Here is a 24435-nt window from a genome sequence, read left to right on the forward strand (position 1 = left end):
TCCATGCCGCGTTTTCTCGCTTCGCTGCTGTTGCTGTGCCTGACCTTCAACGCCCATGCCGACAGTTACATCACCCGACTGCTGAACAAACCGGTGCCGGGAGGCGTGGCAGTCGTGGACCTGGGCGCCGCTGCCCAGGCGCCAAAAGCCAGTTATCTAGGCAAACCGGTGCTGGTGGTCAAGGAACAGAACAATTGGCTGGCGATTGTCGGTGTGCCGTTGACGGTCAAACCGGGCACGCAACAGGTCAGCAGCGGCGGCCGGAATCTGAATTTCACCGTCGGCAACAAGAAGTACCCCGAACAACGCATCACTTTGAAAAACACCCAACAGGTCAATCCGGACCCGGAAAACCTCAAGCGTATCGAACGCGAACTGGCCGTGCAGATCGCCGCGTACCGCACGTTCAGCCCTAACACCCCGAGCAACCTGCTGCTGGACAAACCGGTCAACGGGCCGCTGTCGAGCAAGTTTGGTGTGCGCCGCTTCTTCAATGGCGAAGAGCGCAATCCCCACTCGGGCCTGGATTTCGCCGTGCCGGCCGGCACACCGATCAAGACCCCGGCGGGTGGCAAGGTGATCCTGATCGGTAACTACTTTTTCAATGGCAACACGGTGTTTGTCGATCATGGGCAAGGCTTTATCAGCATGTTCTGCCACATGTCGAAGATTGATGTGAAAGTGGGTCAGCAATTGGCCCGTGGCGCTGTAGTCGGGAAGGTTGGCGCTACCGGTCGGGCAACCGGGCCGCACATGCACTGGAACATCAGCCTGAATGATGCGCGGGTGGATCCGGCGATTTTTATTGGCGCTTTCCAACCCTGATTTTTTGCTGAGGCATTTGGCCTCTTCGCGAGCAGGCTCGCTCCCACACTGGATTTGCGGCGTGTCACAGATCCCCTGTGGGAGCGAGCCTGCTCGCGAAAGCGATAGCCGCATCACCACCCACCTTCAATTGCCGACGATTAACTATCACCGCAATCATTAATGCCTCATGGGCAAACCGACGCGATTAAATCTCGCCAAACCCTCCAAAAGCAGAACTCCTCTCAATTATTTTCCACTGCTTGCCATCCTTCACCCTCGCGGTTAGGGTTGAAGGCATGAAAACCTCTCACACCCTCATTCAGCTTCGCCAGCACCGCAGCCTGTGCCTTGTCAGCGCACGACTGCCGGGCTGAATCGCGGTGCCTCGCCCCACGCTTTTCCCAAGAACATTTGATCCACCGGCAGGCCGCCTTTTTTCGGCCCACACAATAAGGATTTCCCGATGAGCATGCTCAAAGACCCGTCTTCGAAATACCGCGCGTTCCCGACCATCGACATTCCGGACCGCACCTGGCCGTCGAAGACCATCACCGCCGCGCCGATCTGGTGCAGCTCCGACTTGCGCGACGGCAACCAGTCGCTGATCGAGCCGATGGACGCGGTGAAGAAGCTGCGCTTCTGGAAAACCCTGGTGCAGGTCGGCGTGAAAGAAATCGAAGCCTCGTTCCCGGCCGCTTCGCAAACCGACTTCGACTTCGTGCGCACCTTGATCGAAGGCGGCCACATCCCGGACGACACCACCATTCAGGTGCTGACCCAGGGCCGTGAAGACTTGATCGAGCGCACCTTCGAATCCTTGCGCGGGGCGAAGAAAGCCATCGTTCACCTGTATAACGCGACCTCCCCCTCCTTCCGCCGCATTGTCTTCAACCAGGACAAGGACGGGATCAAGGAAATTGCCGTGAGCGCGGCCAAGCTGTTCGTCAAATACGCCGCCCAGCAACCGGACACCGAGTGGACCTTCGAGTACTCGCCGGAAACCTTCAGCGCCACCGAACTGGAGTTCGCCAAGGAAGTCTGCGACGCAGTGATCGACGTCTGGAACCCGACGCCTGAGCACAAGATGATCCTCAACCTGCCGGCCACGGTCGAGTGCGCGACCCCGAACATCTATGCCGACCAGATCGAGTGGTTCGGCCGTCACATCAACCGTCGCGACAGCGTGATCATCAGCCTGCACACCCACAACGACCGCGGCACCGGCGTAGCCGCCACCGAACTGGGCCTGATGGCCGGCGCGGACCGTGTCGAAGGTTGCCTGTTCGGCAATGGCGAGCGTACCGGTAACGTCGATCTGGTGACCGTGGCACTGAACCTCTATACCCAGGGCATTCACCCTGAGCTGGACTTTTCCGACATCGACGGCGTGCGCAAGGTCGTCGAAGAGTGCAACCAGATCCAGGTGCACCCGCGCCACCCCTACGTCGGTGACCTGGTTCACACCGCGTTCTCTGGCTCGCACCAGGACGCCATTCGCAAGGGCTTCGCCCAGCAGAAACCGAACACCCTGTGGGAAGTGCCTTATTTGCCGATCGACCCGGCCGACATCGGTCGCAGCTATGAGGCGGTGATCCGCGTCAACAGCCAGTCGGGCAAGGGCGGTATCGCTTACTTGCTGGAACAGGAATACGGCATCAGCTTGCCGCGCCGCATGCAGATCGAGTTCAGTCAGGTGGTGCAGCGTGAAACCGATCGCCTCGGCCTCGAGATGACCGCGCAGCAGATCCACGCGTTGCTGCACAGCGAGTACTTGCAGGCCAACACCCCGTACGCGCTGGTCAGCCACCGCCTGCAGGAAGAAAACGGTAGCAGCGCTGTGGAAGTGGAAGTCTCGGGCAAAGGCCAGGGCGAAAACAACCTGCACTGGCGCGGCAAGGGCAACGGCGCACTGGAAGCGCTGGTGGCCGGTCTGCCGATTCCGGTGGAAATCATGGACTACAACGAACACGCGATCGGCGCGGGCACCAACGCCAAGGCGGCGGCCTACATCGAACTGCGGGTGAACGGTGAGCGTGCGGTGCACGGCGTCGGTATTGACGAAAACATCACCACCGCCAGCTTCAAGGCCCTGTTCAGCGCGCTGAACCGCTCGCTGAGCCAGCCGGAAGCGAAAGCGGCGTAAGCCACTGCCGAAATGCAAAAGGCCCCAAGGTGCGAACCTTGGGGCCTTTTTTGTCGGAATGATCGCAGCCTTCGGCAGCTCCTACAGGAATCGCACTCCAATGTGGGAGCTGCCGAAGGCTGCGATCTTTCTAGCCGTTGATGTCAGGCATGAGTATCAACACTGAACATCGCCTGCAACAACGCCGCTTGCAGCACCTGCAAGTTGCTGCTGGTCGCGGCGATCTGGCTCTGGATTTCCATCACCTGCTGCGCCTTCTGCTCATCGTCCTGGCGCTTCTGTGCATTGGCCAGTTGAGCCTGCTGCGCGGCCAGCAACTTCTGCGCTTCTTCGATCTGCTTTTTCAACGCCGCGATCGGATCACCAGAGGTGTCGACGGAATCGATCCTTGCCCCGGCACTGTCGACGTGCAGCTTGCCATTCTCGTCAGTCTGGTCAACGACCGGAACGAGCTTGCGCTCGTCAGGCTGACCGGTCGCGACATTCGGCGAGGACACGGCGTATGAGTTAACGGTGATGGTGTTCATGTTGATCATGGATCACTCCTCCTTGGCTGACCTTTCTATCGGCCAGCGCAAAAAAATCTGTAGCCATCAACCGGCCAGCATTCGCCGATCAGGTGAACTCAAACGTGTCCGCATCCAGATTCGCCGGAAAACGCGTGCGATAAGCCTGGAGGTCGGCCGCATTGAGCACCACCTGAAACACCCCGTCCGCCTCACCGGCGCTGAGCAATGTCTCACCCTGAAAATCCAGGACCTGGCTGTCACCGGTGTACGCAAAGCCTTTACCGTCAGTGCCGATGCGATTCACCGCCGCCACATAACACAGGTTTTCAATCGCCCGTGCCGGCAGCAGACGGTTCCAGTGCTGGCGCCGTGCGCCCGGCCAGTTGGCGGTGTACAGCAACAGATCGGTGTCCTGGGCATCGCGGCTCCACACAGGGAAACGCAGGTCGTAACAAATCAGCGGACGCACGCGCCAGCCTTTGAGCTCGAACTGCACCTGGCGCTCGCCGGGAGTGTAGTGATTGTGCTCGCCAGCCATGCGGAACAAGTGGCGTTTGTCGTAATGCCAGACCTCGCCGTCTGGACGCGCCCACAACAGACGATTGCGATGACTGCCATCAGCGGCCTGAACAATGACGCTGCCAGTGATCACGGCGTCCATTTTCGCCGCCTGGGCGCGCAGCCACTTGCTGGTGGGACCGTTTTCCGCCTCGGCGAGGGTTTCGGACTCCATGGAGAAACCGGTGGTGAACATCTCCGGCAGGATGATCAGGTCTGCACCACGCGCATGCTCCAACAGTGGCTCGAAATGCTCCAGATTGGCCTGACGGTCGTGCCAGGCCAGGCTGGTCTGGATCAGCGCGACGTTCAGGTTTGGCAACGCACTCAAATCACGCATAGTTTTTCCGCTGCTTCACGCAGGGTCTCCTCACGCTTGGCAAAACACAGACGCACCAGACGCTGGCCTTCGGGCGGGGCCTGGTAGAACACCGAGATCGGAATGCTCGCCACGCCGTGTTCGCGGGTCATCCACAACGCCATTTCGACGTCGTTGAGGTCCGGGCGAATCTGCGAATAATCAACCAACTGGAAATAGGTGCCGGTCACGCGGGTAAAGCTGAAGCGCGACGGCGTCAGCAAATCGCAGAACAGATCACGCTTCTTCTGATAAAAATCCGGCAACTCTTCAACGTGCTCGGGATGCTCGGCCATGAAGTCGGCCAAGGCGTATTGCAGCGGCGTCACCCCGCAGAAACTGACGTACTGGTGAACCTTGCGCAACTCCGCCGTAAGGGCCGGCGGTGCGACCACATAGCCGGTTTTCCAGCCGGTGACGTGATAGGTCTTGCCAAAGGAGCTGACCACGAAGGCGCGTTGATACAGCTCTTGATGATTGAGCACACTGACGTGAGGTACGCCGTCGAACACCAGGTGTTCGTAGACTTCATCGCTGATCAGGTAGATGTCGCGATCACGAATCAAATCGGCCAACTGATCCAGTTCGGGACGGCTGATCAGTGCGCCACTCGGGTTGTGCGGCGTGTTCAGCACAATCATCCGCGTGCGTGGCGTAATCGCCGCGGCCAGCTTCTCGAAGTCGATGGAGAAATTATCCAGCCCAAGCTGCACATGCACGCAGCGACCGCCAGCCAGCTCGGTGGCCGGTTCATAACTGTCGTAGCACGGATCGAAAACGATCACTTCGTCGCCGCTGTGGATAACCGCCTGAATAGCGCAAAAGATCGCCTGGGTGGCGCCGGGGGTGATGGTCACTTCATTGTCGGCATCGACATTGATGCCGTAGCTGCGCGCGATCTTCGCCGCCACTTGCTGACGCAATGCCGGCAGGCCCGTCATCGGCGAATATTGGTTGTGGCCGTTGGCAATGTGTCGACCCACCGCATCGCACAAGGCCTGCGGGGCATCGAAGTCGGGAAAACCCTGGGACAGGTTGATCGCCCCGGTTTGCGCCGCGAGCTGAGACATCTGCGTGAAGATAGTGATGCCGACATTCGGCAGCTTACTGGTGATCATCGGTGATTCCCTGCTCTACACCCGGCTCTAACGGCGGCGCGGGAGAGCCCGAGGATAGCCCAAACGGCGGGCATAAAAAAAGGGCGCCCAAACGAGCACCCATTTTTTGGTTGAGCCCTGTAGGAGCTGCCGCAGGCTGCGATCTTGTGCTCTTGCCTTTTAAGCAAAGTCAAAAGATCGCAGGCTTCGCCAGCTCCTACAAAAGCTGTCGGCCATCCGCCACGCAAGCGCGGGAATGGCCAACTGCATCAGCGCTTGTCGCGGCGCTTTTTGTCGGCCTTTTTGTGGTGCGACATCATGCGGCGCTTCTTGTTGACCTGACGGTCGGTGAGCGAGTTCTTGTTACCTTCGTACGGGTTCTCGCCACCCTTGAACTCGATGCGGATCGGCGTACCGACCAGTTTCAAGACACGGCGATAAGTGTTTTCCAGGTAACGCACGTAAGACTTCGGCACCTTCTCGATCTGGTTACCGTGAATCACGATGATCGGCGGGTTCGCACCACCCAAGTGGGCGTAGCGCAGCTTGATCCGGCGGTTGTTGACCATCGGTGGCGCGTGCTCGCCGACCGCGTCTTCCAGAATCTGGGTCAGGCGGTTGGTCGGCCAGCGGGTGACCGCGGACTTGAACGAGTTCTGCACGGAAGCGTAGAGGTTGCCCACGCCAGTGCCGTGCAGTGCCGAGATGAAGTGGATGTCGGCGTAGTCGACGAAGAACAGCCGACGTTGCAGCTCGACCTTCACGAAGTCGCGCTCGCTCGGGGTCATGCCATCCCATTTGTTGATCGCGATGACCAGCGCACGACCCGACTCAATGGCAAAGCCCAGCAGGTTGAGGTCGTGGTCCACCACGCCCTCGCGGGCGTCCATCACGAAGATCACCACGTTGGCGTCTTTGATCGCTTGCAGGGTTTTGACCACGGAGAATTTTTCGACTTCTTCGTGGATCTTGCCGCGCTTGCGCACACCGGCGGTGTCGATCAGCGTGTACTTCTCGTCGTTACGCTCGAACGGGATGTAGATACTGTCGCGGGTGGTGCCCGGCTCGTCATACACGATTACGCGGTCTTCACCGAGCATGCGGTTGACCAGGGTCGACTTGCCGACGTTCGGGCGGCCGATGATTGCGATCTTGATCCCGTCTTTTTCGCTTGGGCCGGGAATGCGCTTGGCTTCCTCGCCTTCAGCAACGATCTCTTCTTCGCCGTCTTCAGATTCTTCTTCGTCTTTCGGGAAAGTGCTGAGCGCAATTTCCAGCATCTGGGTGATGCCACGACCATGAGCACCCGCGATCGGGATCGCGTGGCCCATACCCAATGGGGCGAATTCGGCGCGGGCCATTTCAGGGTCGATGTTGTCGACCTTGTTGGCAACCACGTAGGAACGCTTGTTACGTTTGCGCAAATGCTCGGCGATCATCTGGTCGGCGGCGGTGAAACCGGCCTTGGCATCTACCAGGAACAGAACGACATCAGCTTCTTCAATGGCTAGCAGCGACTGCTCGGCCATTTTTTCGTCCATACCGTGCTCGTCACCGGAGATACCGCCGGTGTCGACCAGAATGTAGGAACGCCCTTGCCACTTGGCCTCACCGTATTGGCGATCACGGGTCAGACCGGACAAGTCGCCGACGATGGCGTCGCGAGTCCTGGTCAGGCGGTTGAACAAGGTGGACTTGCCGACGTTCGGTCGGCCCACCAGGGCGATTACGGGAACCATGCGGCTCTCCACTTCGTTATTTCAGAAAATACAAAAGCCGCTGCGAGGCAGCGGCTGGTGCTCGGGGCATTGACTGTAGGAGCGAGCTTGCTCGCGAAAAACGCAATGGCACCGCGTTTATTCAGACAGCAAACGTAATCGTTGTCGCCCATCGCGAGCAAGCTCGCTCCTACAGAAGCCGCTTGGGGGTTAAACCCCAAGCATAGTCGTTACTTGATGGACAGGGCTTCCAGTTTGCCGCTGTTGCCATACAGATAAATCGTGTCACCCACCACCAGCGGACGGGCGCGCAGGCCGTCGCTGTCGATGCGTTCGCGGCCGACGAAACGACCGTCCACCTGACTCAGCAGGTGCAGGTAGCCTTCCATGTCGCCGACTGCAACATAACTGGAGAACACTTCCGGAGCCGACAATTGACGGCGAGCCAGCGAGTCGTTGCTCCACAAAGCGGTGGTGGTACGTTCGTCAACGCCTTCAACGGTGCCCGAAGACAGGCTGACGTAGACGCTGCCGAAACCCTGGGCAACGCCGGCGTAACTGGAAGCATCACGCTGCCAGAGCTGACGACCGCTTTCCAGGTCCAGTGCCGCCACGCGACCCTGATAGCTGGCGACGTACAGCGTACCGCCGGACAGCAGCAAGCCGCCGTCGATGTCGACAACCCGCTCCAGCTCCGAACGACCTTGCGGGATCGCGACTCGTTGTTCCCACACCGGCACGCCGTTGGAGATATCGAGAGCAACCACTTTACCGGTCGACAGGCCAGCTACCGCGAGGCGGTTGGTGACGATCGGTGCGCTGGTGCCGCGCAGGGTCAGGAGCGCAGGCGTGCTGTCATACAACCAGCGCTGGTTGCCGGTGGCGGCATCCAGACCGATCAGACGGTCATCCTGAGTCTGAACCACCACCACGTCGCCGTTGTTGGCCGGCGGCGCGAGGACTTCGCTGGACACGCGAGCGCGCCATTTTTCTTCACCGTTGCTGGCGTCCATCGCAACGATTTCGCCTTTGGTCGTGCCGATCACGAGCAGACCGTAACCCACGCCAACGGCGCCGGACACAGGCAGTTCGAGGTCTTGCTTCCATTTGACGTCGCCATTGCTGCGATCCATCGCCATCACCACGCCAGTGACGTCGGCGGCATAAATGGTATCGCCATCGATCGCCGGGACCAGCATGTTGTAGGTTTCGCCCTGACCGTCACCGATCGAACGACTCCACTGCTTTTGCAGAACGACTTCTTCTTTGAAGTCAGTCAGCTCGGCCGGCGGCAATTCTTTCTTGCTGTTGCTGCTGCAACCCGCGGCCAATACGGCCAGAGCCAGCAATGCTGCATGTTTCCAACGGATCACGTCACGCATCCCCTTTGGCCAGGTCGTCCAGCTTGATTTGTAGGCCACCGACCGCCGCTTCATCCGACAGTGCCGCCTTGGCTTTTTGATACGCAGCGTTCGCTTCGTCAGTACGACCCAGTTGCACCAGCAGGTCGCCCTTGAGTTCTTCGCGAGTGGCCAGGAATGCTTTGTCAGCATCGCCTTCGAGCAGTTTCAGGGCTTCATCGGCCTTGTTCTGCGCCGCCAGTACCTGCGCCATGCGCTGACGGGCGATTTCGCCCAACGCCGGGTTGGCCGGTTTGGCGAAGATGGCTTTCAGTTCATTGGCTGCGTCGTCCAGCTTGCCGCTGTCGACCGCCACTTTCGCCACGAACAGGCTGCCGTACTGCGCGTAGGCGCTACCGCCGAATTCGCTGTTGAGCTTGCCGGCCAGGTCCGAAACACGCGCCGCATCAGGCTTGCCGTCAGGCGTCAGCGTGGTTTCGAGCAATTGCTGATAGAGGATCGAAGCGCCTTGCGCCTGATTGCTCTGATACTTGTGATAGGCCTGCCAGCCGAACACGATGACCAGCGCCAACAGGCCGCCAGTGACCAGGGGCTTGCCGTTGCGTGTCCACCAGTCCTTAAAATCCGCCAGCTGTTCGTCTTCGGTACTCGACACCCCAATACTCCTTAATCGCTAATTCGGCTGTTTGACAGCTTCAACCCTGCACGACGCAGGTGGCCAGGTGTGCAGCAAGCGCATCCCAGGCAATGCTTTGTTGTTCGCCCTGGCCACGCAGGGGTTTGAAACCTACCACTTGCTGGGCCATTTCGTCGTCACCGAGGATCAGTGCATACAGCGCACCGCTCTTGTCGGCCTTCTTGAACTGGCTTTTGAAGCTGCCGGCGCCGGCATTCACTTGCAGGCGCAGGTTGGGCAATTGATCGCGGACTTTCTCGCTCAACGTCAGGGCAGCCAGTTCGGCAGCCTCGCCGAATGCGCAGAGATAGACGTCGACCTGACGGGAAATCTCTTGCGGGATCTGCTCCAGGGTTTCCAGCAGCAGCACCAGGCGCTCGATGCCCATGGCGAAACCAACGCCGGTGGTCGGTTTACCGCCCATTTGTTCCACCAGACCGTCGTAACGACCGCCGGCACACACGGTGCCTTGAGCGCCCAACTTGTCGGTGACCCATTCGAAAACGGTCTTGCTGTAGTAATCCAGCCCGCGCACCAGCTTCGGGTTGATCACGTAGGGAATACCGGCGGCGTCGAGGCGAGCCTTGAGGCCCTCGAAGTGCACGCGGGACTCGTCGTCGAGGTAGTCGGCCATTTTCGGCGCATCGACCAGGATCGCTTGCGTGTCGGCGTTCTTGGTGTCCAGAACCCGTAGCGGGTTGGTCTTCAGGCGGCGCTGGCTGTCTTCGTCCAGTTTGTCCAGGTGAGCGGACAGGAACTCGACCAGTGCTTCACGGTAACGACCACGGGATTCGCTGGTGCCCAGGCTGTTGAGTTCGAGCTTGACCGCATCGCGGATGCCCAGCTCGCCCCACAGGCGCCAGGTCAGCACGATCAGCTCGGCATCGATGTCCGGGCCGTCGAGGTTGAACACCTCGACACCGATCTGGTGGAACTGGCGATAACGGCCTTTCTGCGGACGTTCGTGGCGGAACATCGGGCCGATGTACCACAGCTTCTGCACTTGACCGCCGCCGGTGATGCCGTGCTCGAGGACGGCACGCACGCAGGCCGCCGTGCCTTCAGGGCGCAGGGTCAGCGAATCGCCGTTGCGGTCGTCGAAGGTGTACATCTCTTTTTCGACGATGTCGGTCACTTCGCCGATGGAGCGCTTGAACAGCTCGGTGAACTCGACGATCGGCATGCGGATCTGCTTGTAACCGTAGTTATCCAGCAGACGCGAAACGGTGCCCTCGAAATGACGCCACAGGGGAGTCTGTTCGGGCAGGATGTCGTTCATGCCACGAATGGCTTGCAGAGACTTGCTCACAAAAATTCCTTAATTCGTTCGATCAGCCGCGGGCGATTACAGCCGCGTCGGCTTCGACCTTTTCGGCCGCTTTCTGGCGGATCAAGCGTTCAAGCTCATCCACCAGATTGTCATTCGTCAGTTTCTGCGACGGCTTGCCGTCGATGTAAATCAGGTTTGGCGTGCCGCCGGTCAAGCCGATATGGGCTTCCTTGGCTTCGCCCGGCCCGTTGACCACGCAACCGATGACCGCGACATCCAGCGGCACCAACAGGTCTTCGAGGCGCCCTTCCAGTTCGTTCATGGTTTTGACCACATCGAAGTTCTGCCGCGAGCAGCTCGGGCAGGCGATGAAGTTGATGCCACGGGAACGCAAGTGCAGGGATTTGAGAATGTCGTAGCCGACTTTCACTTCCTCGACCGGGTCAGCCGCCAAGGAGATGCGGATAGTATCGCCAATCCCTTCGGCGAGCAGCATACCGAGGCCCACGGCGGATTTCACTGTGCCTGAACGCAAACCACCGGCCTCGGTAATACCCAAGTGCAGCGGCTGGACGATTTCCTTGGCCAGCAAGCGGTAAGCGGCGACGGCCATGAACACGTCGGAGGCTTTTACGCTGACCTTGAAGTCCTGGAAGTTCAGGCGCTCAAGGTGTTCGACGTGGCGCAGGGCAGATTCGACCAGCGCGGCCGGGGTCGGCTCGCCGTATTTCTTTTGCAGGTCTTTTTCCAGGGAACCGGCGTTGACGCCGATGCGGATCGGAATCCCGCGATCACGGGCGGCATCGACCACCGCCCGCACACGATCTTCACGACCGATGTTGCCCGGGTTGATGCGCAGGCAATCCACGCCCAGCTCGGCTACGCGCAGCGCGATCCTGTAGTCGAAATGGATGTCGGCCACCAAAGGCACTTTGACCAGTTTCTTGATTTTGCCGAAGGCTTCGGCGGCGTCCATGTCTGGCACGGAAATACGCACGATATCGACGCCAGCGGCTTCCAGACGATTGATCTGGGCCACAGTGGCGGCGACGTCATTGGTGTCGCTGTTGGTCATGCTTTGCACAGCGATGGGCGCATCGCCGCCAACAGGTACGTTACCGACCCAGATTTTCCGGGATTCGCGACGCTTGATTGGAGATTCGCCGTGCATGACTTATTGACCCAACTTCAGGCGAGCAGTCTCGCCACTGGTGAACGGAGCGACATCAACCACCTGCCCGTTGTAGCTGACCTGCGCGCCACGGGCAAAGCCCAGACGCACGGTAAAAGGCGGTTTGCCGCTGACGGAAACATTTTCGCCCTTGCGCTTGAGACCGCTCAGCAGCACCTTGCCGGAGCCATCGGTCACTTGCGTCCAGCAATCGGCGGTGAATTGCAGTTGAACCTGCCCCGGGCCGGCAGCCGGAGTAGCCGCTGCTGGAGGAGGAATGGTCGGGGTCACGGACGCGGATGCAGGCGGTGTCGACACAACCGGGGCAGTCGGGGCAGCCGGAGCGGGCGTGGCCGGCGTCGCGACAACCGGAGCGGCGCTGTGGGCCGGTGCGGCCGGGGTTGGAGTCGGTGCAGCCGGCGCGGTCACTTCAGCCTCAGCCGGCGCTTCATCCGGGGTATCGGCTTGCGGTAGCGCGAGCGCAGTCGCGCCCTCGGTCTGACCTTCCGCGACGGCCTGGTCTTCCGGCTCGTCCAGCGGATGGATCTGCGTGGTCCCGTCGGCGCCTTCGACTTCAACGTGTTCCGGGCTCAGGCTCACCTGGTCTTTGGTGCGCAAGGACGTCTGATCCTGCCACCAGATAAAACCACCGCCGATCACCGCCAGCAGCAACAGCAGGCTGACGATGCGCAAAATAGTGTGGGAAACCCGAACCGGCTCTTCGATACGACCCAGGCTGTGGACACTGCTGCCTTGGGAATCGGTGCCGGTGGATTGGTCGAACTGCTGAACCAGAACGGTCTGGTCCATGCCGAGCAACTTGGCGTACGCGCGAATGTAACCGCGGGCAAAGGTGTGCCCAGGCAACTTGTCGAATGCGCCAGCTTCCAGATTGCTCAGGGAATTGACGGTGAGGTTGAGCTTGAGGGCCACTTCGGCCAGCGACCAGCCATTGCTTTCGCGGGCCTGGCGCAGAGTCTCACCGGGGTTAACGCGATTCGCTGCTACAACTTCGGGATGCGCCGCTTTCATCATTGCTCCGACAGGTATTGCTGATATTCCGGCGTACCGGGATAGAGTCGTTTTAATTGCAGGCCAAAACTGGCGGCCTTGTCACGGTCTTCAAACACTTTTGCCAGCCGGACGCCGAGCAATAGACTACGTGCATTTTGCTCGGTGAGCAGGCTAAAACGGTCGTAATAGTCACGCGCGGGCACATAATGCCTGTCTTCGTAAGACAACTCAGCCATTTCCAGCAACGCACGCGGTTGTTGACGATTCAACCGCAGGGCTTTTTCCAGTTGCTGACGGGCCAGATCACCCTGGCCCAGCTTCGAAGCGGTCATGCCCAGGTTCTCGAACACCCGGGAACGCTCAGGATACAGGGTATCGGCAGCGGCCTGTTCAAAGCGCTCGTAGGCCTCTTTGTAACGTTTTTGCTCGTAAAGAAAACTGCCGTAGTTGTTCAGGATGCGTGCATCGCCGGAACGGGAGGACAGCGCCTTGCGGAAATGTTCGTCTGCCAGCTCCGGCTCCATCTCGGCCTGGAACACCAACCCCAGCGCGGCATTGGCATCAGGGTCGGAACTGTCCAGCTCCAGGGCTTTTTTCAGCGGGACTTTGGCGCGTTCGGTCATGCCCTGCTGCAAGTAGCCCAAGCCCAGTTGCACGTAGGCAACACGCGCTTCGTCGCGGCCCTTGCTGGTCTTCATCGGGTTGAAATCGCCCGACAGAACGCAGCCAGTACAAAGACTGGCCAACAGCACAAGCAGCGCGAAGCGCAGGGACATAGAGATCCTCTCTCGGTTTATTTCGCGGCGTTTTGCGCCATATCGCTGTCGGCGCTCAACTCGCGCACGGCAATATAACGTTCGCTGCGACGGGTGCGATCCAGCACCTGCCCTACCAATTGGCCACACGCGGCATCGATGTCTTCACCGCGGGTGGTGCGCACGGTGACATTGAAACCTGCATGGTGAAGCTGATCCTGGAAACGGCGAATCGCGTTGTTACTCGGACGCTCGTAACCGGAATGCGGGAACGGGTTGAACGGAATCAGGTTGATCTTGCACGGGATGTTCTTGAGCAACTCGATCATCTCGACGGCATGCTCAACCTTGTCGTTGATGTCCTTGAGCAAGGTGTACTCGATGGTCAGCACGCGCTTTTCGCCCAGGGACGACATGTAGCGCTGGCACGACTCGAGCAGCATCTTAAGCGGATATTTCTTGTTGATCGGCACCAATTGGTTACGCAATGCGTCGTTCGGTGCGTGCAGGGACAACGCCAGGGAAACGTCGATGTGCTTGGACAGCTCATCGATCATCGGCACCACGCCGGAGGTCGACAGGGTCACACGGCGCTTGGAAATGCCGTAACCCAGGTCGTCCATCATCAAATGCATGGCCGCCACGACGTTGTCGAAGTTCAGCAGCGGCTCGCCCATGCCCATCATCACCACGTTGGTGATGGCACGGTCGGCGGTCGCCGGGATGCTGCCGAACGATTTGTTGGCAATCCACACCTGGCCGATGACTTCGGCGGCGGTGAGGTTGCTGTTGAAACCTTGCTTGCCGGTGGAGCAGAAACTGCAATCCAGGGCACAGCCTGCCTGGGACGAAACGCACAACGTGCCGCGTTTGCCTTGGGGAATGTAGACAGTCTCGACGCAACTGCCGGACGCCACGCGCACCACCCACTTACGGGTGCCGTCGGTGGAAATGTCCTCGCTGACAACTTCAGGACCGCGAACTTCAGCAATAGCCTTGAGCTTGTCGCGCAAAGCCTTGCTGACGTTCGTCATGGCGTCGAAATCATCGACGCCAAGGTGGTGAATCCATTTCATTACCTGACCGGCACGGAAACGCTTCTCCCCGATCGAGTCGAAGAATTTTTCCATTTCCTGTTGAGTCAGACCCAGCAGGTTGGTTTTTACAGTCGATGTAGTCATGGATTCACCTTCACTCATAAGCCAATGCTTAGCGAGTGGTTACTTCAGTAGCTGCGAAGAAGTACGAGATTTCGCGAGCAGCAGCGGCTTCGGAGTCCGAACCGTGTACAGCGTTGGCGTCGATGGAATCAGCGAAGTCAGCACGGATAGTGCCGGCAGCAGCTTCTTTAGGGTTGGTAGCGCCCATCAGCTCACGGTTCAGAGCGATAGCGTTTTCGCCTTCCAGAACCTGAACGACAACCGGACCGGAGATCATGAAAGCAACCAGGTCGCCGAAGAAACCACGAGCGCTGTGCTCAGCGTAGAAGCCTTCAGCTTCAGCTTTGGACAGTTGCTTCAGTTTCGAAGCTACAACGCGCAGGCCTGCTTTTTCGAAACGAGTGGTGATCTCGCCGATGACGTTTTTTGCAACAGCGTCAGGCTTGATGATGGAGAAAGTACGTTGAACAGCCATGGTGTAACTCCAGAAACGGTAATTTGTGAAAAATTAAACCCGCGAATTATACGCGGGTTCTTGGGTATTGCCTAACTGCATACGGTCGCGGCCTCTGTAGGAGCTGCCGAAGGCTGCGATCCTTTGATCTCGCTCTTGCGCTTGAGATTCAAGTGGAGAATTGGAAAAGATCGCAGCCTCGCTTCGCTCGTCAGCTCCTACTCTGCTTCTTCGATCCAGGCAGCCTGAATGGCTTCAAGCACCTTTTCGCCACCGCGATTCGGATCGTCGCTAAACTCCGGCAATGCCTGCACCCAACGCGACAGTTCGACGAAGTTTACATAACGCGGATCAACATCCGGCTTCGATTCGGCCAGCTGGATCGCGATTTCCAGCACATCAACCCATTTCAGACTCATGTCGTTTCCCGGAATCAGTGCGGCGCTTCAGCCGCATGGTTGAGCGAGTATTTCGGAATTTCGACAGTCAGGTCTTCAGTCCCGACGATCGCCTGACAGGCCAGGCGCGACTGCGCTTCCAGCCCCCAGGCCCGATCAAGAAAATCTTCTTCCAGTTCGTCGGCTTCTTCCAGCGAATCAAAGCCTTCGCGAACGATGCAGTGACAAGTGGTACAGGCGCAGACGCCACCACAGGCATTTTCCATCTCGATGTGGTGCTCATGGGCCAGATCGAGAATCGACGTACCGGGCTCAGCTTCCACAACCATGCCGTCCGGACAAAACTTATCGTGTGGCAGAAAAATGACCTGCGGCATCAGTTATCCTCGATTTCATTCAGGTTGCGCCCCGCCAGCGCGGCTTTCACCGTCGAATCCAGACGGCGGGCAGCAAAGGCATCGGTCACTTGCGACAGACGCTTGGTCTGCTGCTCGATGGCGTAACCATCGGTACCTTTCATCAGTTCGCTCAGTTCCTGCAGTTGCAGATCGATGACCATGCGCTCTTCGGCGTCGAGCAAACGCTCACCATCGGCCTCCAGAGCAGCTTGCACCGCTTCGATCAGGCGCTGGGCATCGACCTGCTGCTCACGCAACACACGGGCGACTTTGTCGTCGTTGGCGTGCTGGAACGAATCCTTGAGCATTTTGGCAATTTCGCCGTCGGTCAGGCCGTAGGACGGCTTGACCTGAATGCTGGCTTCAACACCTGAGCCGAGTTCACGCGCAGCCACACTGAGCAGACCGTCGGCATCGACCTGGAAGGTCACGCGAATCTTCGCCGCACCGGCGACCATCGCCGGAATGCCGCGCAATTCGAAGCGCGCCAGCGAGCGGCAGTCGCTGATCAGCTCGCGCTCACCCTGCAACACGTGGATGGCCATGGCCGACTGGCCATCTTTGTAGGTGGTGAAGTCTTGGGCACGGGCAACGGGAATGGTGGTGTTGCGCGGAATCACCTTCTCCATCAGGCCGCCCATGGTTTCCAGGCCCAAGGACAACGGAATCACGTCCAGCAGCAGCAGTTCATCGCCATCGCGCTTGTTGCCTGCGAGGGTATCGGCCTGGATCGCGGCACCGATGGCCACCACTTGATCCGGATCGATTTCGGTCAACGGTTGGCGACCGAAGGCTTCAGCGACGGCTTCACGAACGCGAGGGACACGCGTCGAGCCACCCACCATCACCACCGCGTGGACTTCTTCCAGCTCGATGGCGGAATCACGCACGGCTCGACGGCAGGCCTTGAGACTGCGAGCAACCATCGGCTCGATCAGCGCATTGAAGGCTTCGCGAGTCAGTTGCGCTTTCCAATCGCCATAGGCGACCTCGACAGTCTCGGCATTGGTCAGGGCTTCTTTGGCCGCACAGGCGGTTTGCAGCAGATGGCGTTGCGCGCCCGGATCGAGGTCGGCGGACAAACCGGCGCTCTCGATGATCCAGCCAGCGATTGCATGGTCGAAATCGTCGCCGCCCAGCGCGCTATCGCCACCGGTGGCCAGCACTTCGAACACACCGCCGGTCAGACGCAGAATCGAAATATCGAAGGTACCGCCGCCCAAGTCATAAATCGCGACCAGGCCTTCAGCATGCTGATCCAGACCGTAAGCGACGGCAGCGGCGGTCGGCTCATTGAGCAAACGCAGCACATTCAGACCGGCCAGCTTGGCCGCATCCTTGGTGGCTTGACGCTGAGCGTCGTCGAAATAGGCCGGAACGGTGATCACTGCGCCCACCAACTCACCACCCAATGCCGCTTCAGCACGCTGACGCAGGACTTTGAGGATATCGGCGGAGACTTCGACCGGGCTTTTCGGCCCCTGGATGGTGTCGATGAACGGCATGTGCGACTCACCACCGACAAAGCGGTACGGCAGTTGATCGCCCAATTGCTTGACGTCGGACAGACCCCGACCCATCAAGCGCTTGACCGACAGCACGGTGTTCAAAGGATCGCTCGCGGCCGCCAGCCTGGCCGATTCGCCGACTTCGACGTGATCGGCGTGATAACGCACGGCAGACGGCAGGATGACCTGCCCGTCAGCGTCGGCCAGAGGCTCGGAAAGACCACTGCGCAACGCAGCGACCAGCGAATTGGTAGTGCCCAAGTCGATCCCCACAGCCAGACGACGCTGGTGCGGTTGAGGACTTTGGCCGGGTTCGGCGATCTGCAGTAGGGCCATCGTTATCAGGACTTATCTGTATATCAGGCGTGCGACCGGAGCGGCACTGGGTTAATCGTCGAGGCGCTCTTCTAACTGGCGCACTTCGTAGGTGAGCTTGTCGAGAAACTGCATGCGGCGCATCAGGCGTTCGGCCTGCTCGCGTTGCGCTGCGTCATCCCAACAGGCTGCGAAGCTTTGGTTCAGTTCATCCTGCGCCGTTTTCAAGCGACGCTTGAACACCGCAACACCGGCCAGATCGGCACTGTCCTGCAGGTCTTCGAGCTCTTCACGCAGCTCCATTTGCTGCAGAAGAAACTCCGGATCATGCACCGTGACCTCCAGCGGCAGCTCGCGACCGCCCATGGCGAGCAGGTATCGCGCGCGTTTGGGGGGACTTTTGAGCGTCTGGTAGGCCTCGTTGAGGCTCGCGGATTGCTCTAGCGCCAACCGTTGCTCGCGCTCGGAAGCGTCTGCAAACCGGTCCGGATGAACACTGCGCGCCAACTCACGGTAGCGCGTAGCCAGCTGGTCGAGGTCCAGATTGAATCTCGGTTGCAGCTCAAATAAAGCGAAATGACAAGGAGTACCCACAAGAAGCCTCAGATGTTGAAGCTTTCGCCGCAGCCACATTCACCGCGCACGTTGGGGTTGTTGAACTTGAAGCCTTCGTTCAACCCTTCCTTGACGAAATCGAGCTCGGTGCCGTCCAGGTAGGACAGGCTCTTCGGGTCGATGATCACTTTCTCGCCGTGACTTTCGAACACCTGATCCTCTTCAACCACCTCGTCGACAAACTCCAGCACGTAGGCAAGGCCGGAACAGCCCGTGGTGCGAACACCCAGACGAATCCCCTCACCTTTGCCGCGCCCGTCAAGGGAGCGTCGCACGTGTCGAGCAGCCGCTTCTGTCATGCTGATAGCCATCGTTGACTCCTTACTCGTCGCCCAATGCTTAGATCAAGCCTTTCTTCTGCTTGTAGTCGCGAACGGCCGCCTTGATAGCGTCTTCAGCGAGTACGGAGCAGTGAATTTTCACTGGCGGCAGGGCCAGTTCTTCGGCCAGCTGAGTGTTCTTGATGGTCTCTGCTTCATCCAGAGTCTTGCCTTTCATCCACTCGGTCGCCAGGGAGCTGGAGGCGATCGCCGAACCGCAACCGTAGGTCTTGAACTTGGCGTCTTCGATGATGCCTTGCTCGTTGACCTTGATTTGCAGACGCATCACGTCGCCGCACGCCGGGGCGCCGACCATGCCGGTGCCGACATCAGGATCTTCCGCGTCCATCTTGCCGACGTTACGCGGGTTTTCGTAGTGGTCGATGACCTTTTCGCTGTAAGCCATGATTCTTAATCCTCACTCATCAGAGAGTCGCTCTTTAAGCCCTGGGAACCGTGGTTCGACAGGGCCGGTTCGCGGCGACTTGTAATCAGTGTGCCGCCCACTCGATTTTCGAAATGTCGACACCGTCTTTGTACATGTCCCACAGCGGCGACAAGGTGCGCAGCTTGGTAACGGCCTCGCAGACTTTCTGCGCGGCGTAGTCGATTTCTTCTTCGGTGGTGAAGCGGCCGAAGGTGAAGCGGATCGAGCTGTGCGCCAGTTCGTCGTTACGGCCCAGGGCGCGCAATACGTACGAAGGTTCCAGCGAAGCCGAGGTGCAGGCCGAACCGGACGAAACCGCCAGATCCTTGAGCGCCATGATCAGCGACTCGCCTTCAACGTAGTTGAAGCTCAGGTTCAGGTTGTGCGGAACGCGGGCGGTCATGCTGCCGTTGACGTACAGCTCTTCCAGGTCTTCGACCTGCTTGAAGAAGCGGTCGCTCAGGGCTTTGATCCGGACGTTCTCGGCAGCCATGTCTTCCTTGGCCACGCGGAAGGCTTCACCCATGCCGACGATCTGGTGAGTCGCCAGAGTGCCGGAACGCATGCCGCGCTCATGACCGCCGCCATGCATGGTCGCTTCGATGCGCACACGCGGCTTGCGGCTCACGTACAGCGCGCCAATGCCTTTAGGGCCGTAGGTTTTGTGGGCGGAGAACGACATCATGTCGACTTTCAGCTTCTGCAGGTCGATCTCGACCTTGCCAGTGGACTGAGCCGCGTCAACGTGGAACAGGATGCCTTTGGAGCGGCACAGTTCGCCGATGGCTTCGATATCGTTGATGGTGCCGATTTCGTTGTTCACGTGCATGACCGAGACCAGGATGGTGTCATCACGCAGCGCGGCTTCGATCATTTCAGGCGTAACCAGACCATCGGTGCGGGGCTCGAGGTAGGTCACTTCGAAGCCTTCACGTTCCAGTTGGCGCATGGTGTCGAGGACAGCCTTGTGCTCAATCTTGGTGGTGATCAGGTGTTTGCCCTTGGTCGCATAGAAATGCGCCGCACCCTTGATTGCCAGGTTGTCGGATTCGGTGGCACCGGAGGTCCAGACGATTTCACGCGGGTCGGCGTTGACCAGGTCAGCGACCTGGCGACGGGCGTTTTCGACGGACTCTTCGGCTTTCCAGCCAAACACGTGGGAACGGGACGCCGGGTTACCGAAGTTTCCGTCGACCAGCAGGCATTCACTCATCTTTTGCGCGACACGCGGATCAACCGGGGTGGTCGCAGAGTAATCAAGGTAAATCGGCAATTTCATGGACTATCTCCTAAATCAGGCTGGCTGGCGCGCCGCTAGCTCTATGGCTGTCATTCGACGGCGGACGCTTCAATCTTGTCCAGGCGCGGCGTCTTGCTGTTGCAACGACGCTGGTCCTGACGCTGGGCTACTTCTTGTACCTCACGGCGAGTGACAAGGTCAGCCAAGCTGATACCGCTCAGAAATTCGTGGATCTGCAGGCTCAGGTCGCACCACAAGTGGTGAGTCAGACAGGTGTCGCCTTGATGGCAATCCCCCTGGCCCTGGCATTTGGTGGCATCGACCGATTCGTTTACCGCATCGATCACCTGGGCGACCTGGATGCCCTGCATGTCGCGGGACAACTGGTAGCCGCCGCCCGGACCACGGACACTGGACACCAGATTGCTGCGGCGCAATTTGGCGAAGAGCTGTTCGAGGTAGGACAGGGAGATGCCTTGGCGCTCGGAGATATCGGCCAGGGACACCGGCCCGTGCTGCGCGTGCAACGCCAGATCGAGCATGGCGGTCACGGCGTATCGGCCTTTTGTAGTCAGTCGCATGGACAATTACCACGGAGTTCGGAATGGGGCGAGTATGCAATTCCCGAGTATTTAAGTCAACTATAAGACCTAGTACTTTAGTCAGGTTTACCCGCAAAAGAGCGGCCGCATCATAACAAAGGCCGGGCGTTTACAGCCAGCAGTACCTCGTTATCGTTCATCGCGGGCAAGCCCGCTCCCACAGGACTTGCGTCAAGCCTGCCATTGAAGGCAAACGCAAATACCTGTGGGAGCGGGCTTGCCCGCGATTGAAGTCGACGAGGTCTAGCTGGCCTGACTCTGATCCTTGTCCTTCACACAGGCGAAGTCTTCTTCGCGCAGCTCAGGCAAATCTTTCGCACAGTAATTACTGCCCAGATCCTTCAACGCCCCGCACATCCCCTCCAGACGCCCATCAACCGCCTGCAAGTGATCAAGCAGCTGGTTGATCGCGCGCGCCACCGGGTCCGGCATATCTTCCCCGACACCGTAGGCATCAAAACCGATTTTCTCGGCCATCGCCTTGCGCTTGGCGTCCTGCTCTTCATCGGATTTGACGATGATCCGCCCAGGAATTCCGACGACGGTCGCCCCGGCCGGAACAGCCTTGGTCACCACCGCATTGGAACCGACCTTGGCCCCGGCGCCCACAGTAAACGGCCCCAACACCTTGGCGCCCGCCCCCACCACAACACCGTCTTCCAGCGTCGGGTGACGCTTGCCTTTGTTCCAGCTGGTGCCGCCGAGCGTCACGCCTTGATAAAGGGTCACGTCGTTACCGATTTCAGCGGTTTCGCCAATGACAATGCCCATGCCATGGTCAATAAAGAAGCGCCGCCCCACCTTGGCACCCGGATGGATCTCGATCCCGGTCAACCAGCGACCGAAGTTCGACACCAGCCGCGCCAGCCATTTCAGCTCGGCGCGCCACAGGGCCGCCGACAGACGATGGATCCAGATGGCGTGCATGCCGGGGTAGCACGTCAGGACTTCAAAAGCGTTACGCGCCGCCGGGTCACGATGGAAAACACTCTGGATATCTTCACGCAAACGCTCGAACATCATTAATCCTTCCGCTTTAGAAGCTCGCCACGGGCCGCTTTCTGGGTTTCCGTGAGGATGCCACGCAATATATTCATTTCCGCCCGGCTGACCGAGCTTCGTCCGTACAACCGGCGCAGGCGCGCCATCAAGTGCCGTGGTTTTTCCGGATCGAGGAATTCGATGGCCACCAGGGTCTGCTCCAGGTGTTCATAGAATCGCTCCAATTCGTCCATGGTCGCCAGCTCACCGCTTTTGGTGGACGCCACTTCATCCTTCTCGACCTTGCTCGGCTGGCCTTGGGCCGCGAGCCAGGACATGCGCACTTCATAGCTCAACACCTGCACCGCTGCCCCGAGGTTCAGCGAACTGAACTCGGGGTCTGAGGGGATGTGCACGTGATAATGACATCGCTGCAGCTCTTCATTGGTCAGGCCGGAATCTTCACGGCCAAATACCAAGGCAATCTCGGCGCCCGATGCCGCTTCCTCGACCACTTTAGTGCCGCACTCGCGGGGATCGAGCAGCGGCCAGGGAATCCGCCGGTCACGGGCGCTGGTGCCCAGCACCAGATTGCAGCCGACCAAGGCATCTTCCAACGTGGCGACGACTTGCGCGTTTTCAAGGATGTCACCGGCACCGGAAGCACGGGCATCGGCCTCGTGATGCGGGAACAACCGCGGTTCGACCAGTACCAGCCGCGACAGGCCCATGTTCTTCATGGCACGCGCAGCCCCACCGATATTGCCGGGATGACTGGTATTGACCAGGACGACACGAATGTTATGCAGCAAGGGAGGCGCTCTCGAACACTGGATTGGGGAGCAGAATCTTACAGAGCATCCTACCGTTAAGCTATGAAAGCGAACGTCGACCTTCTCCTGTAGAAACTTTCTGATAGAATGCCCGGCTTTCTTTAACAACCTTAGGTGACACATCCATGCAGCCCATGCTGAATATCGCGCTGCGCGCCGCCCGCAGCGCCAGTGAATTGATCTTCCGCTCCATCGAGCGCCTGGATACCATCAAGGTCGACGAAAAAGACGCCAAGGATTACGTATCCGAGGTGGATCGCGCCGCTGAACAGAAAATCATCGACGCGCTGCGCAAGGCCTACCCGAACCACTCGATCATGGGTGAAGAAACCGGCATGCACGCCGGCACCGGGATCGAAGGCGAAGAGTACCTGTGGATCATCGATCCGCTGGACGGCACCACCAACTTCCTGCGCGGCATTCCTCACTTCGCTGTCAGCATCGCCTGCAAATACCGTGGTCGCCTGGAACACGCTGTGGTTCTGGACCCGGTTCGCCAGGAAGAATTCACCGCCAGCCGTGGTCGCGGCGCTCAACTGAACGGTCGTCGCCTGCGCGTCAGCGGCCGCACCAGCCTGGACGGCGCCCTGCTGGGTACCGGCTTCCCGTTCCGTGACGACCAGATGGACAACCTCGACAACTACCTGGGCATGTTCCGCGCTCTGGTTGGCCAGACCGCCGGCATCCGCCGCGCTGGCTCCGCGAGCCTGGACCTGGCTTACGTGGCTGCCGGCCGTTTCGACGCGTTCTGGGAGTCGGGCCTGTCCGAGTGGGACATGGCGGCAGGCGCCCTGTTGATCCAGGAAGCCGGCGGTCTGGTGAGCGACTTCACCGGCGGTCACGACTTCCTTGAGAAAGGCCATATCGTTGCCGGTAACACCAAGTGCTTCAAGGCAGTACTGACGGCGATCCAGCCGCACCTGCCGGCCTCGCTGAAACGCTAAGCGAGCGGCCACAAAAAAGCACCCTTCGGGGTGCTTTTTTTATGCCTGGAATTTGATTTCGAGAACACCCCAGATCCCTGTGGGAGCGGGCTTGCCCGCGATTGCAATTTGTCGGTCGATATTGATGCAACCTGAGACACCGCCATCGCGGGCAAGCCCGCTCCCACAGGGATGGGTGATGAGACATAAAATTCAGGCACAAAAAAAGCACCCCGAAGGGTGCTTCTTTTCAAACCTGAGCGACTTACTTGGCCGGCTCATTCTGCGACAGGACCAACTTGCCTTCCTTATCCACCGGAATCTGGTTGCCCGGATCACGGTCCATCCGCACTTTGCCTTCCTTGCCATCCAGCGAATAACGAACGTCGTACCCTACAACCTTGTCGCTGATGTCATTCACCGTATTACAGCGAGTCTGCGTCGTGGTGTAGGTGTCGCGGTTCTGCATACCTTCCTGAACCTTGTTGCCGGCGTAACCGCCGCCGACCGCACCGGCAACGGTGGCAATTTTCTTGCCGGTGCCGCCGCCCACCTGGTTACCCAGCAAACCACCTGCTACCGCACCAATGGCGGTGCCGAGGATCTGGTGTTGATCTTTGACCGGCGCCTGCCGGGTCACTGCGACATCCTTGCACACTTCACGTGGCGTTTTGATTTGTGTCTTGACCGGTTCAACGGCTAGCACTTGCGCATACTCAGGGCCGCTTTTAACCAGGCTGTAGGTGGCAACAGCACCCCCGGCAGTCACACCGACAGCACCCAATACCGCACCAACCAGCAACGACTTGTTCACATGAACCTCC

The 24435-nt window shown here is 59.4% G+C and carries 26 protein-coding genes; 3 read left to right on the forward strand and 23 right to left on the reverse strand.

Annotated elements, in window-relative coordinates:
- Positions 1-3 precede the first annotated feature (3 nt).
- Complete coding sequence (locus F8N62_RS05790) at positions 4-825, forward strand: M23 family metallopeptidase (protein WP_150710049.1); 822 nt, start codon at positions 4-6, stop codon at positions 823-825.
- A gap of 445 nt (positions 826-1270) precedes the next feature.
- On the forward strand, positions 1271-2950 hold the full coding sequence (gene leuA / locus F8N62_RS05800; RefSeq protein ID WP_150710050.1) for a 2-isopropylmalate synthase: 1680 nt from the start codon (positions 1271-1273) through the stop codon (positions 2948-2950).
- A gap of 143 nt (positions 2951-3093) precedes the next feature.
- Here the strand turns inward: leuA and F8N62_RS05805 are convergent, their stop codons facing one another.
- The 22 genes from F8N62_RS05805 to trmJ all read right to left on the reverse strand — a co-directional run bounded on the left by F8N62_RS05805 (position 3094) and on the right by trmJ (position 22667).
- The gene (locus F8N62_RS05805; protein WP_150710051.1) at positions 3094-3486 is read right to left on the reverse strand and encodes a hypothetical protein; all 393 of its coding nucleotides are present in this window, start codon (positions 3484-3486) and stop codon (positions 3094-3096) included.
- Positions 3487-3565: 79 nt separating this feature from the next.
- Positions 3566-4357, reverse strand: coding sequence for an amidohydrolase (locus F8N62_RS05810; RefSeq protein WP_150710052.1), 792 nt, complete (start codon positions 4355-4357; stop codon positions 3566-3568).
- Positions 4345-5493: a pyridoxal phosphate-dependent aminotransferase gene (locus F8N62_RS05815; protein ID WP_150710053.1), complete on the reverse strand. Its 1149-nt coding sequence runs from the start codon at positions 5491-5493 to the stop codon at positions 4345-4347. The genes F8N62_RS05810 and F8N62_RS05815 overlap by 13 nt, the downstream gene beginning before the upstream one ends.
- Positions 5494-5741: 248 nt before the next feature.
- Positions 5742-7211 carry a ribosome biogenesis GTPase Der gene (gene der / locus F8N62_RS05820; protein ID WP_150710054.1) on the reverse strand — a complete coding sequence of 490 codons (1470 nt, stop codon included), beginning with the start codon at positions 7209-7211 and terminating at the stop codon, positions 5742-5744.
- Between the two features lie 209 nt (positions 7212-7420).
- Positions 7421-8572 (reverse strand): outer membrane protein assembly factor BamB, encoded by a 1152-nt coding sequence (gene bamB, locus F8N62_RS05825; protein WP_150710055.1) that lies wholly within the window; start codon positions 8570-8572, stop codon positions 7421-7423.
- Positions 8565-9206, reverse strand: coding sequence for a tetratricopeptide repeat protein (locus F8N62_RS05830; RefSeq protein WP_150710056.1), 642 nt, complete (start codon positions 9204-9206; stop codon positions 8565-8567). Before F8N62_RS05830 ends, bamB begins: the two co-directional genes overlap by 8 nt.
- Before the next feature lie 40 nt (positions 9207-9246).
- Positions 9247-10536, reverse strand: a complete 1290-nt coding sequence (gene hisS, locus F8N62_RS05835; RefSeq protein ID WP_150710057.1) for a histidine--tRNA ligase — start codon at positions 10534-10536, stop codon at positions 9247-9249.
- A gap of 22 nt (positions 10537-10558) precedes the next feature.
- Positions 10559-11668 (reverse strand): flavodoxin-dependent (E)-4-hydroxy-3-methylbut-2-enyl-diphosphate synthase, encoded by a 1110-nt coding sequence (gene ispG / locus F8N62_RS05840; RefSeq protein WP_150710058.1) that lies wholly within the window; start codon positions 11666-11668, stop codon positions 10559-10561.
- Between the two features lie 3 nt (positions 11669-11671).
- Positions 11672-12700 (reverse strand): helix-turn-helix domain-containing protein, encoded by a 1029-nt coding sequence (locus tag F8N62_RS05845; protein WP_150710059.1) that lies wholly within the window; start codon positions 12698-12700, stop codon positions 11672-11674.
- The gene (gene pilW, locus F8N62_RS05850) at positions 12700-13458 is read right to left on the reverse strand and encodes a type IV pilus biogenesis/stability protein PilW (RefSeq protein ID WP_150710060.1); all 759 of its coding nucleotides are present in this window, start codon (positions 13456-13458) and stop codon (positions 12700-12702) included. The genes F8N62_RS05845 and pilW overlap by 1 nt, the downstream gene beginning before the upstream one ends.
- 17 nt (positions 13459-13475) lie before the next feature.
- Complete coding sequence (rlmN, locus tag F8N62_RS05855; protein ID WP_017340314.1) at positions 13476-14618, reverse strand: 23S rRNA (adenine(2503)-C(2))-methyltransferase RlmN; 1143 nt, start codon at positions 14616-14618, stop codon at positions 13476-13478.
- 28 nt (positions 14619-14646) lie between these two features.
- On the reverse strand, positions 14647-15072 hold the full coding sequence (gene ndk, locus F8N62_RS05860; RefSeq protein ID WP_007916882.1) for a nucleoside-diphosphate kinase: 426 nt from the start codon (positions 15070-15072) through the stop codon (positions 14647-14649).
- Positions 15073-15269: 197 nt separating this feature from the next.
- Complete coding sequence (gene iscX, locus F8N62_RS05865) at positions 15270-15470, reverse strand: Fe-S cluster assembly protein IscX (protein WP_150710061.1); 201 nt, start codon at positions 15468-15470, stop codon at positions 15270-15272.
- 14 nt (positions 15471-15484) lie between these two features.
- Positions 15485-15826: an ISC system 2Fe-2S type ferredoxin gene (gene fdx / locus F8N62_RS05870; RefSeq protein ID WP_150710062.1), complete on the reverse strand. Its 342-nt coding sequence runs from the start codon at positions 15824-15826 to the stop codon at positions 15485-15487.
- The gene (gene hscA, locus F8N62_RS05875; RefSeq protein ID WP_150710063.1) at positions 15826-17691 is read right to left on the reverse strand and encodes a Fe-S protein assembly chaperone HscA; all 1866 of its coding nucleotides are present in this window, start codon (positions 17689-17691) and stop codon (positions 15826-15828) included. Before hscA ends, fdx begins: the two co-directional genes overlap by 1 nt.
- A gap of 51 nt (positions 17692-17742) precedes the next feature.
- Entirely contained in the window at positions 17743-18264 is a 522-nt protein-coding gene (gene hscB, locus F8N62_RS05880; protein ID WP_150710064.1) for a co-chaperone HscB, read from the reverse strand.
- An 8-nt stretch (positions 18265-18272) separates the two neighbouring features.
- Entirely contained in the window at positions 18273-18596 is a 324-nt protein-coding gene (gene iscA, locus F8N62_RS05885) for an iron-sulfur cluster assembly protein IscA (protein WP_123435026.1), read from the reverse strand.
- A 28-nt stretch (positions 18597-18624) separates the two neighbouring features.
- Positions 18625-19011 (reverse strand): Fe-S cluster assembly scaffold IscU, encoded by a 387-nt coding sequence (gene iscU, locus F8N62_RS05890; protein WP_003443374.1) that lies wholly within the window; start codon positions 19009-19011, stop codon positions 18625-18627.
- Between the two features lie 85 nt (positions 19012-19096).
- A complete protein-coding gene (locus F8N62_RS05895; RefSeq protein WP_028620149.1) occupies positions 19097-20311 on the reverse strand; it encodes an IscS subfamily cysteine desulfurase in 1215 nt (404 codons plus the stop codon).
- A 50-nt stretch (positions 20312-20361) separates the two neighbouring features.
- On the reverse strand, positions 20362-20853 hold the full coding sequence (gene iscR / locus F8N62_RS05900) for a Fe-S cluster assembly transcriptional regulator IscR (protein ID WP_008042436.1): 492 nt from the start codon (positions 20851-20853) through the stop codon (positions 20362-20364).
- Positions 20854-21117: 264 nt separating this feature from the next.
- A complete protein-coding gene (gene cysE / locus F8N62_RS05905) occupies positions 21118-21894 on the reverse strand; it encodes a serine O-acetyltransferase (RefSeq protein ID WP_150710065.1) in 777 nt (258 codons plus the stop codon).
- A 2-nt stretch (positions 21895-21896) separates the two neighbouring features.
- Positions 21897-22667, reverse strand: coding sequence for a tRNA (cytosine(32)/uridine(32)-2'-O)-methyltransferase TrmJ (trmJ, locus tag F8N62_RS05910; protein WP_150710066.1), 771 nt, complete (start codon positions 22665-22667; stop codon positions 21897-21899).
- A 146-nt stretch (positions 22668-22813) separates the two neighbouring features.
- On the opposite strand from trmJ, the gene suhB reads away from it, so the two are divergent.
- Positions 22814-23632 (forward strand): inositol-phosphate phosphatase, encoded by an 819-nt coding sequence (gene suhB / locus F8N62_RS05915; protein WP_008014726.1) that lies wholly within the window; start codon positions 22814-22816, stop codon positions 23630-23632.
- 244 nt (positions 23633-23876) lie between these two features.
- Here the strand turns inward: suhB and F8N62_RS05920 are convergent, their stop codons facing one another.
- On the reverse strand, positions 23877-24425 hold the full coding sequence (locus F8N62_RS05920) for a glycine zipper 2TM domain-containing protein (RefSeq protein ID WP_150710067.1): 549 nt from the start codon (positions 24423-24425) through the stop codon (positions 23877-23879).
- Between the last annotated feature and the right edge of the window lie 10 nt (positions 24426-24435).

The organism is Pseudomonas fluorescens (assembly GCF_902497785.1).
GTDB lineage: Bacteria > Pseudomonadota > Gammaproteobacteria > Pseudomonadales > Pseudomonadaceae > Aquipseudomonas > Aquipseudomonas fluorescens_BO.

Excerpts from the sequence above, each read along its gene's own strand:
- der (WP_150710054.1), bottom strand. The coding sequence starts at position 7,211 with ATGGTTCCCGTAATCGCCCTGGTGGGCCGACCGAACGTCGGCAAGTCC.
- hscA (WP_150710063.1), bottom strand. The coding sequence starts at position 17,691 with ATGGCCCTACTGCAGATCGCCGAACCCGGCCAAAGTCCTCAACCGCAC.
- rlmN (WP_017340314.1), bottom strand. The coding sequence starts at position 14,618 with ATGACTACATCGACTGTAAAAACCAACCTGCTGGGTCTGACTCAACAG.
- iscR (WP_008042436.1), bottom strand. The coding sequence starts at position 20,853 with ATGCGACTGACTACAAAAGGCCGATACGCCGTGACCGCCATGCTCGAT.
- iscA (WP_123435026.1), bottom strand. The coding sequence starts at position 18,596 with ATGGCTATCAGCATGACAGAAGCGGCTGCTCGACACGTGCGACGCTCC.
- iscX (WP_150710061.1), bottom strand. The coding sequence starts at position 15,470 with ATGAGTCTGAAATGGGTTGATGTGCTGGAAATCGCGATCCAGCTGGCC.
- cysE (WP_150710065.1), bottom strand. The coding sequence starts at position 21,894 with ATGTTCGAGCGTTTGCGTGAAGATATCCAGAGTGTTTTCCATCGTGAC.
- ndk (WP_007916882.1), bottom strand. The coding sequence starts at position 15,072 with ATGGCTGTTCAACGTACTTTCTCCATCATCAAGCCTGACGCTGTTGCA.
- ispG (WP_150710058.1), bottom strand. The coding sequence starts at position 11,668 with ATGCACGGCGAATCTCCAATCAAGCGTCGCGAATCCCGGAAAATCTGG.
- leuA (WP_150710050.1), top strand. The coding sequence starts at position 1,271 with ATGAGCATGCTCAAAGACCCGTCTTCGAAATACCGCGCGTTCCCGACC.
- fdx (WP_150710062.1), bottom strand. The coding sequence starts at position 15,826 with ATGCCGCAGGTCATTTTTCTGCCACACGATAAGTTTTGTCCGGACGGC.
- iscU (WP_003443374.1), bottom strand. The coding sequence starts at position 19,011 with ATGGCTTACAGCGAAAAGGTCATCGACCACTACGAAAACCCGCGTAAC.
- F8N62_RS05810 (WP_150710052.1), bottom strand. The coding sequence starts at position 4,357 with ATGCGTGATTTGAGTGCGTTGCCAAACCTGAACGTCGCGCTGATCCAG.
- F8N62_RS05805 (WP_150710051.1), bottom strand. The coding sequence starts at position 3,486 with ATGATCAACATGAACACCATCACCGTTAACTCATACGCCGTGTCCTCG.
- F8N62_RS05845 (WP_150710059.1), bottom strand. The coding sequence starts at position 12,700 with ATGAAAGCGGCGCATCCCGAAGTTGTAGCAGCGAATCGCGTTAACCCC.
- bamB (WP_150710055.1), bottom strand. The coding sequence starts at position 8,572 with ATGCGTGACGTGATCCGTTGGAAACATGCAGCATTGCTGGCTCTGGCC.
- pilW (WP_150710060.1), bottom strand. The coding sequence starts at position 13,458 with ATGTCCCTGCGCTTCGCGCTGCTTGTGCTGTTGGCCAGTCTTTGTACT.
- F8N62_RS05895 (WP_028620149.1), bottom strand. The coding sequence starts at position 20,311 with ATGAAATTGCCGATTTACCTTGATTACTCTGCGACCACCCCGGTTGAT.
- F8N62_RS05790 (WP_150710049.1), top strand. The coding sequence starts at position 4 with ATGCCGCGTTTTCTCGCTTCGCTGCTGTTGCTGTGCCTGACCTTCAAC.
- suhB (WP_008014726.1), top strand. The coding sequence starts at position 22,814 with ATGCAGCCCATGCTGAATATCGCGCTGCGCGCCGCCCGCAGCGCCAGT.
- F8N62_RS05815 (WP_150710053.1), bottom strand. The coding sequence starts at position 5,493 with ATGATCACCAGTAAGCTGCCGAATGTCGGCATCACTATCTTCACGCAG.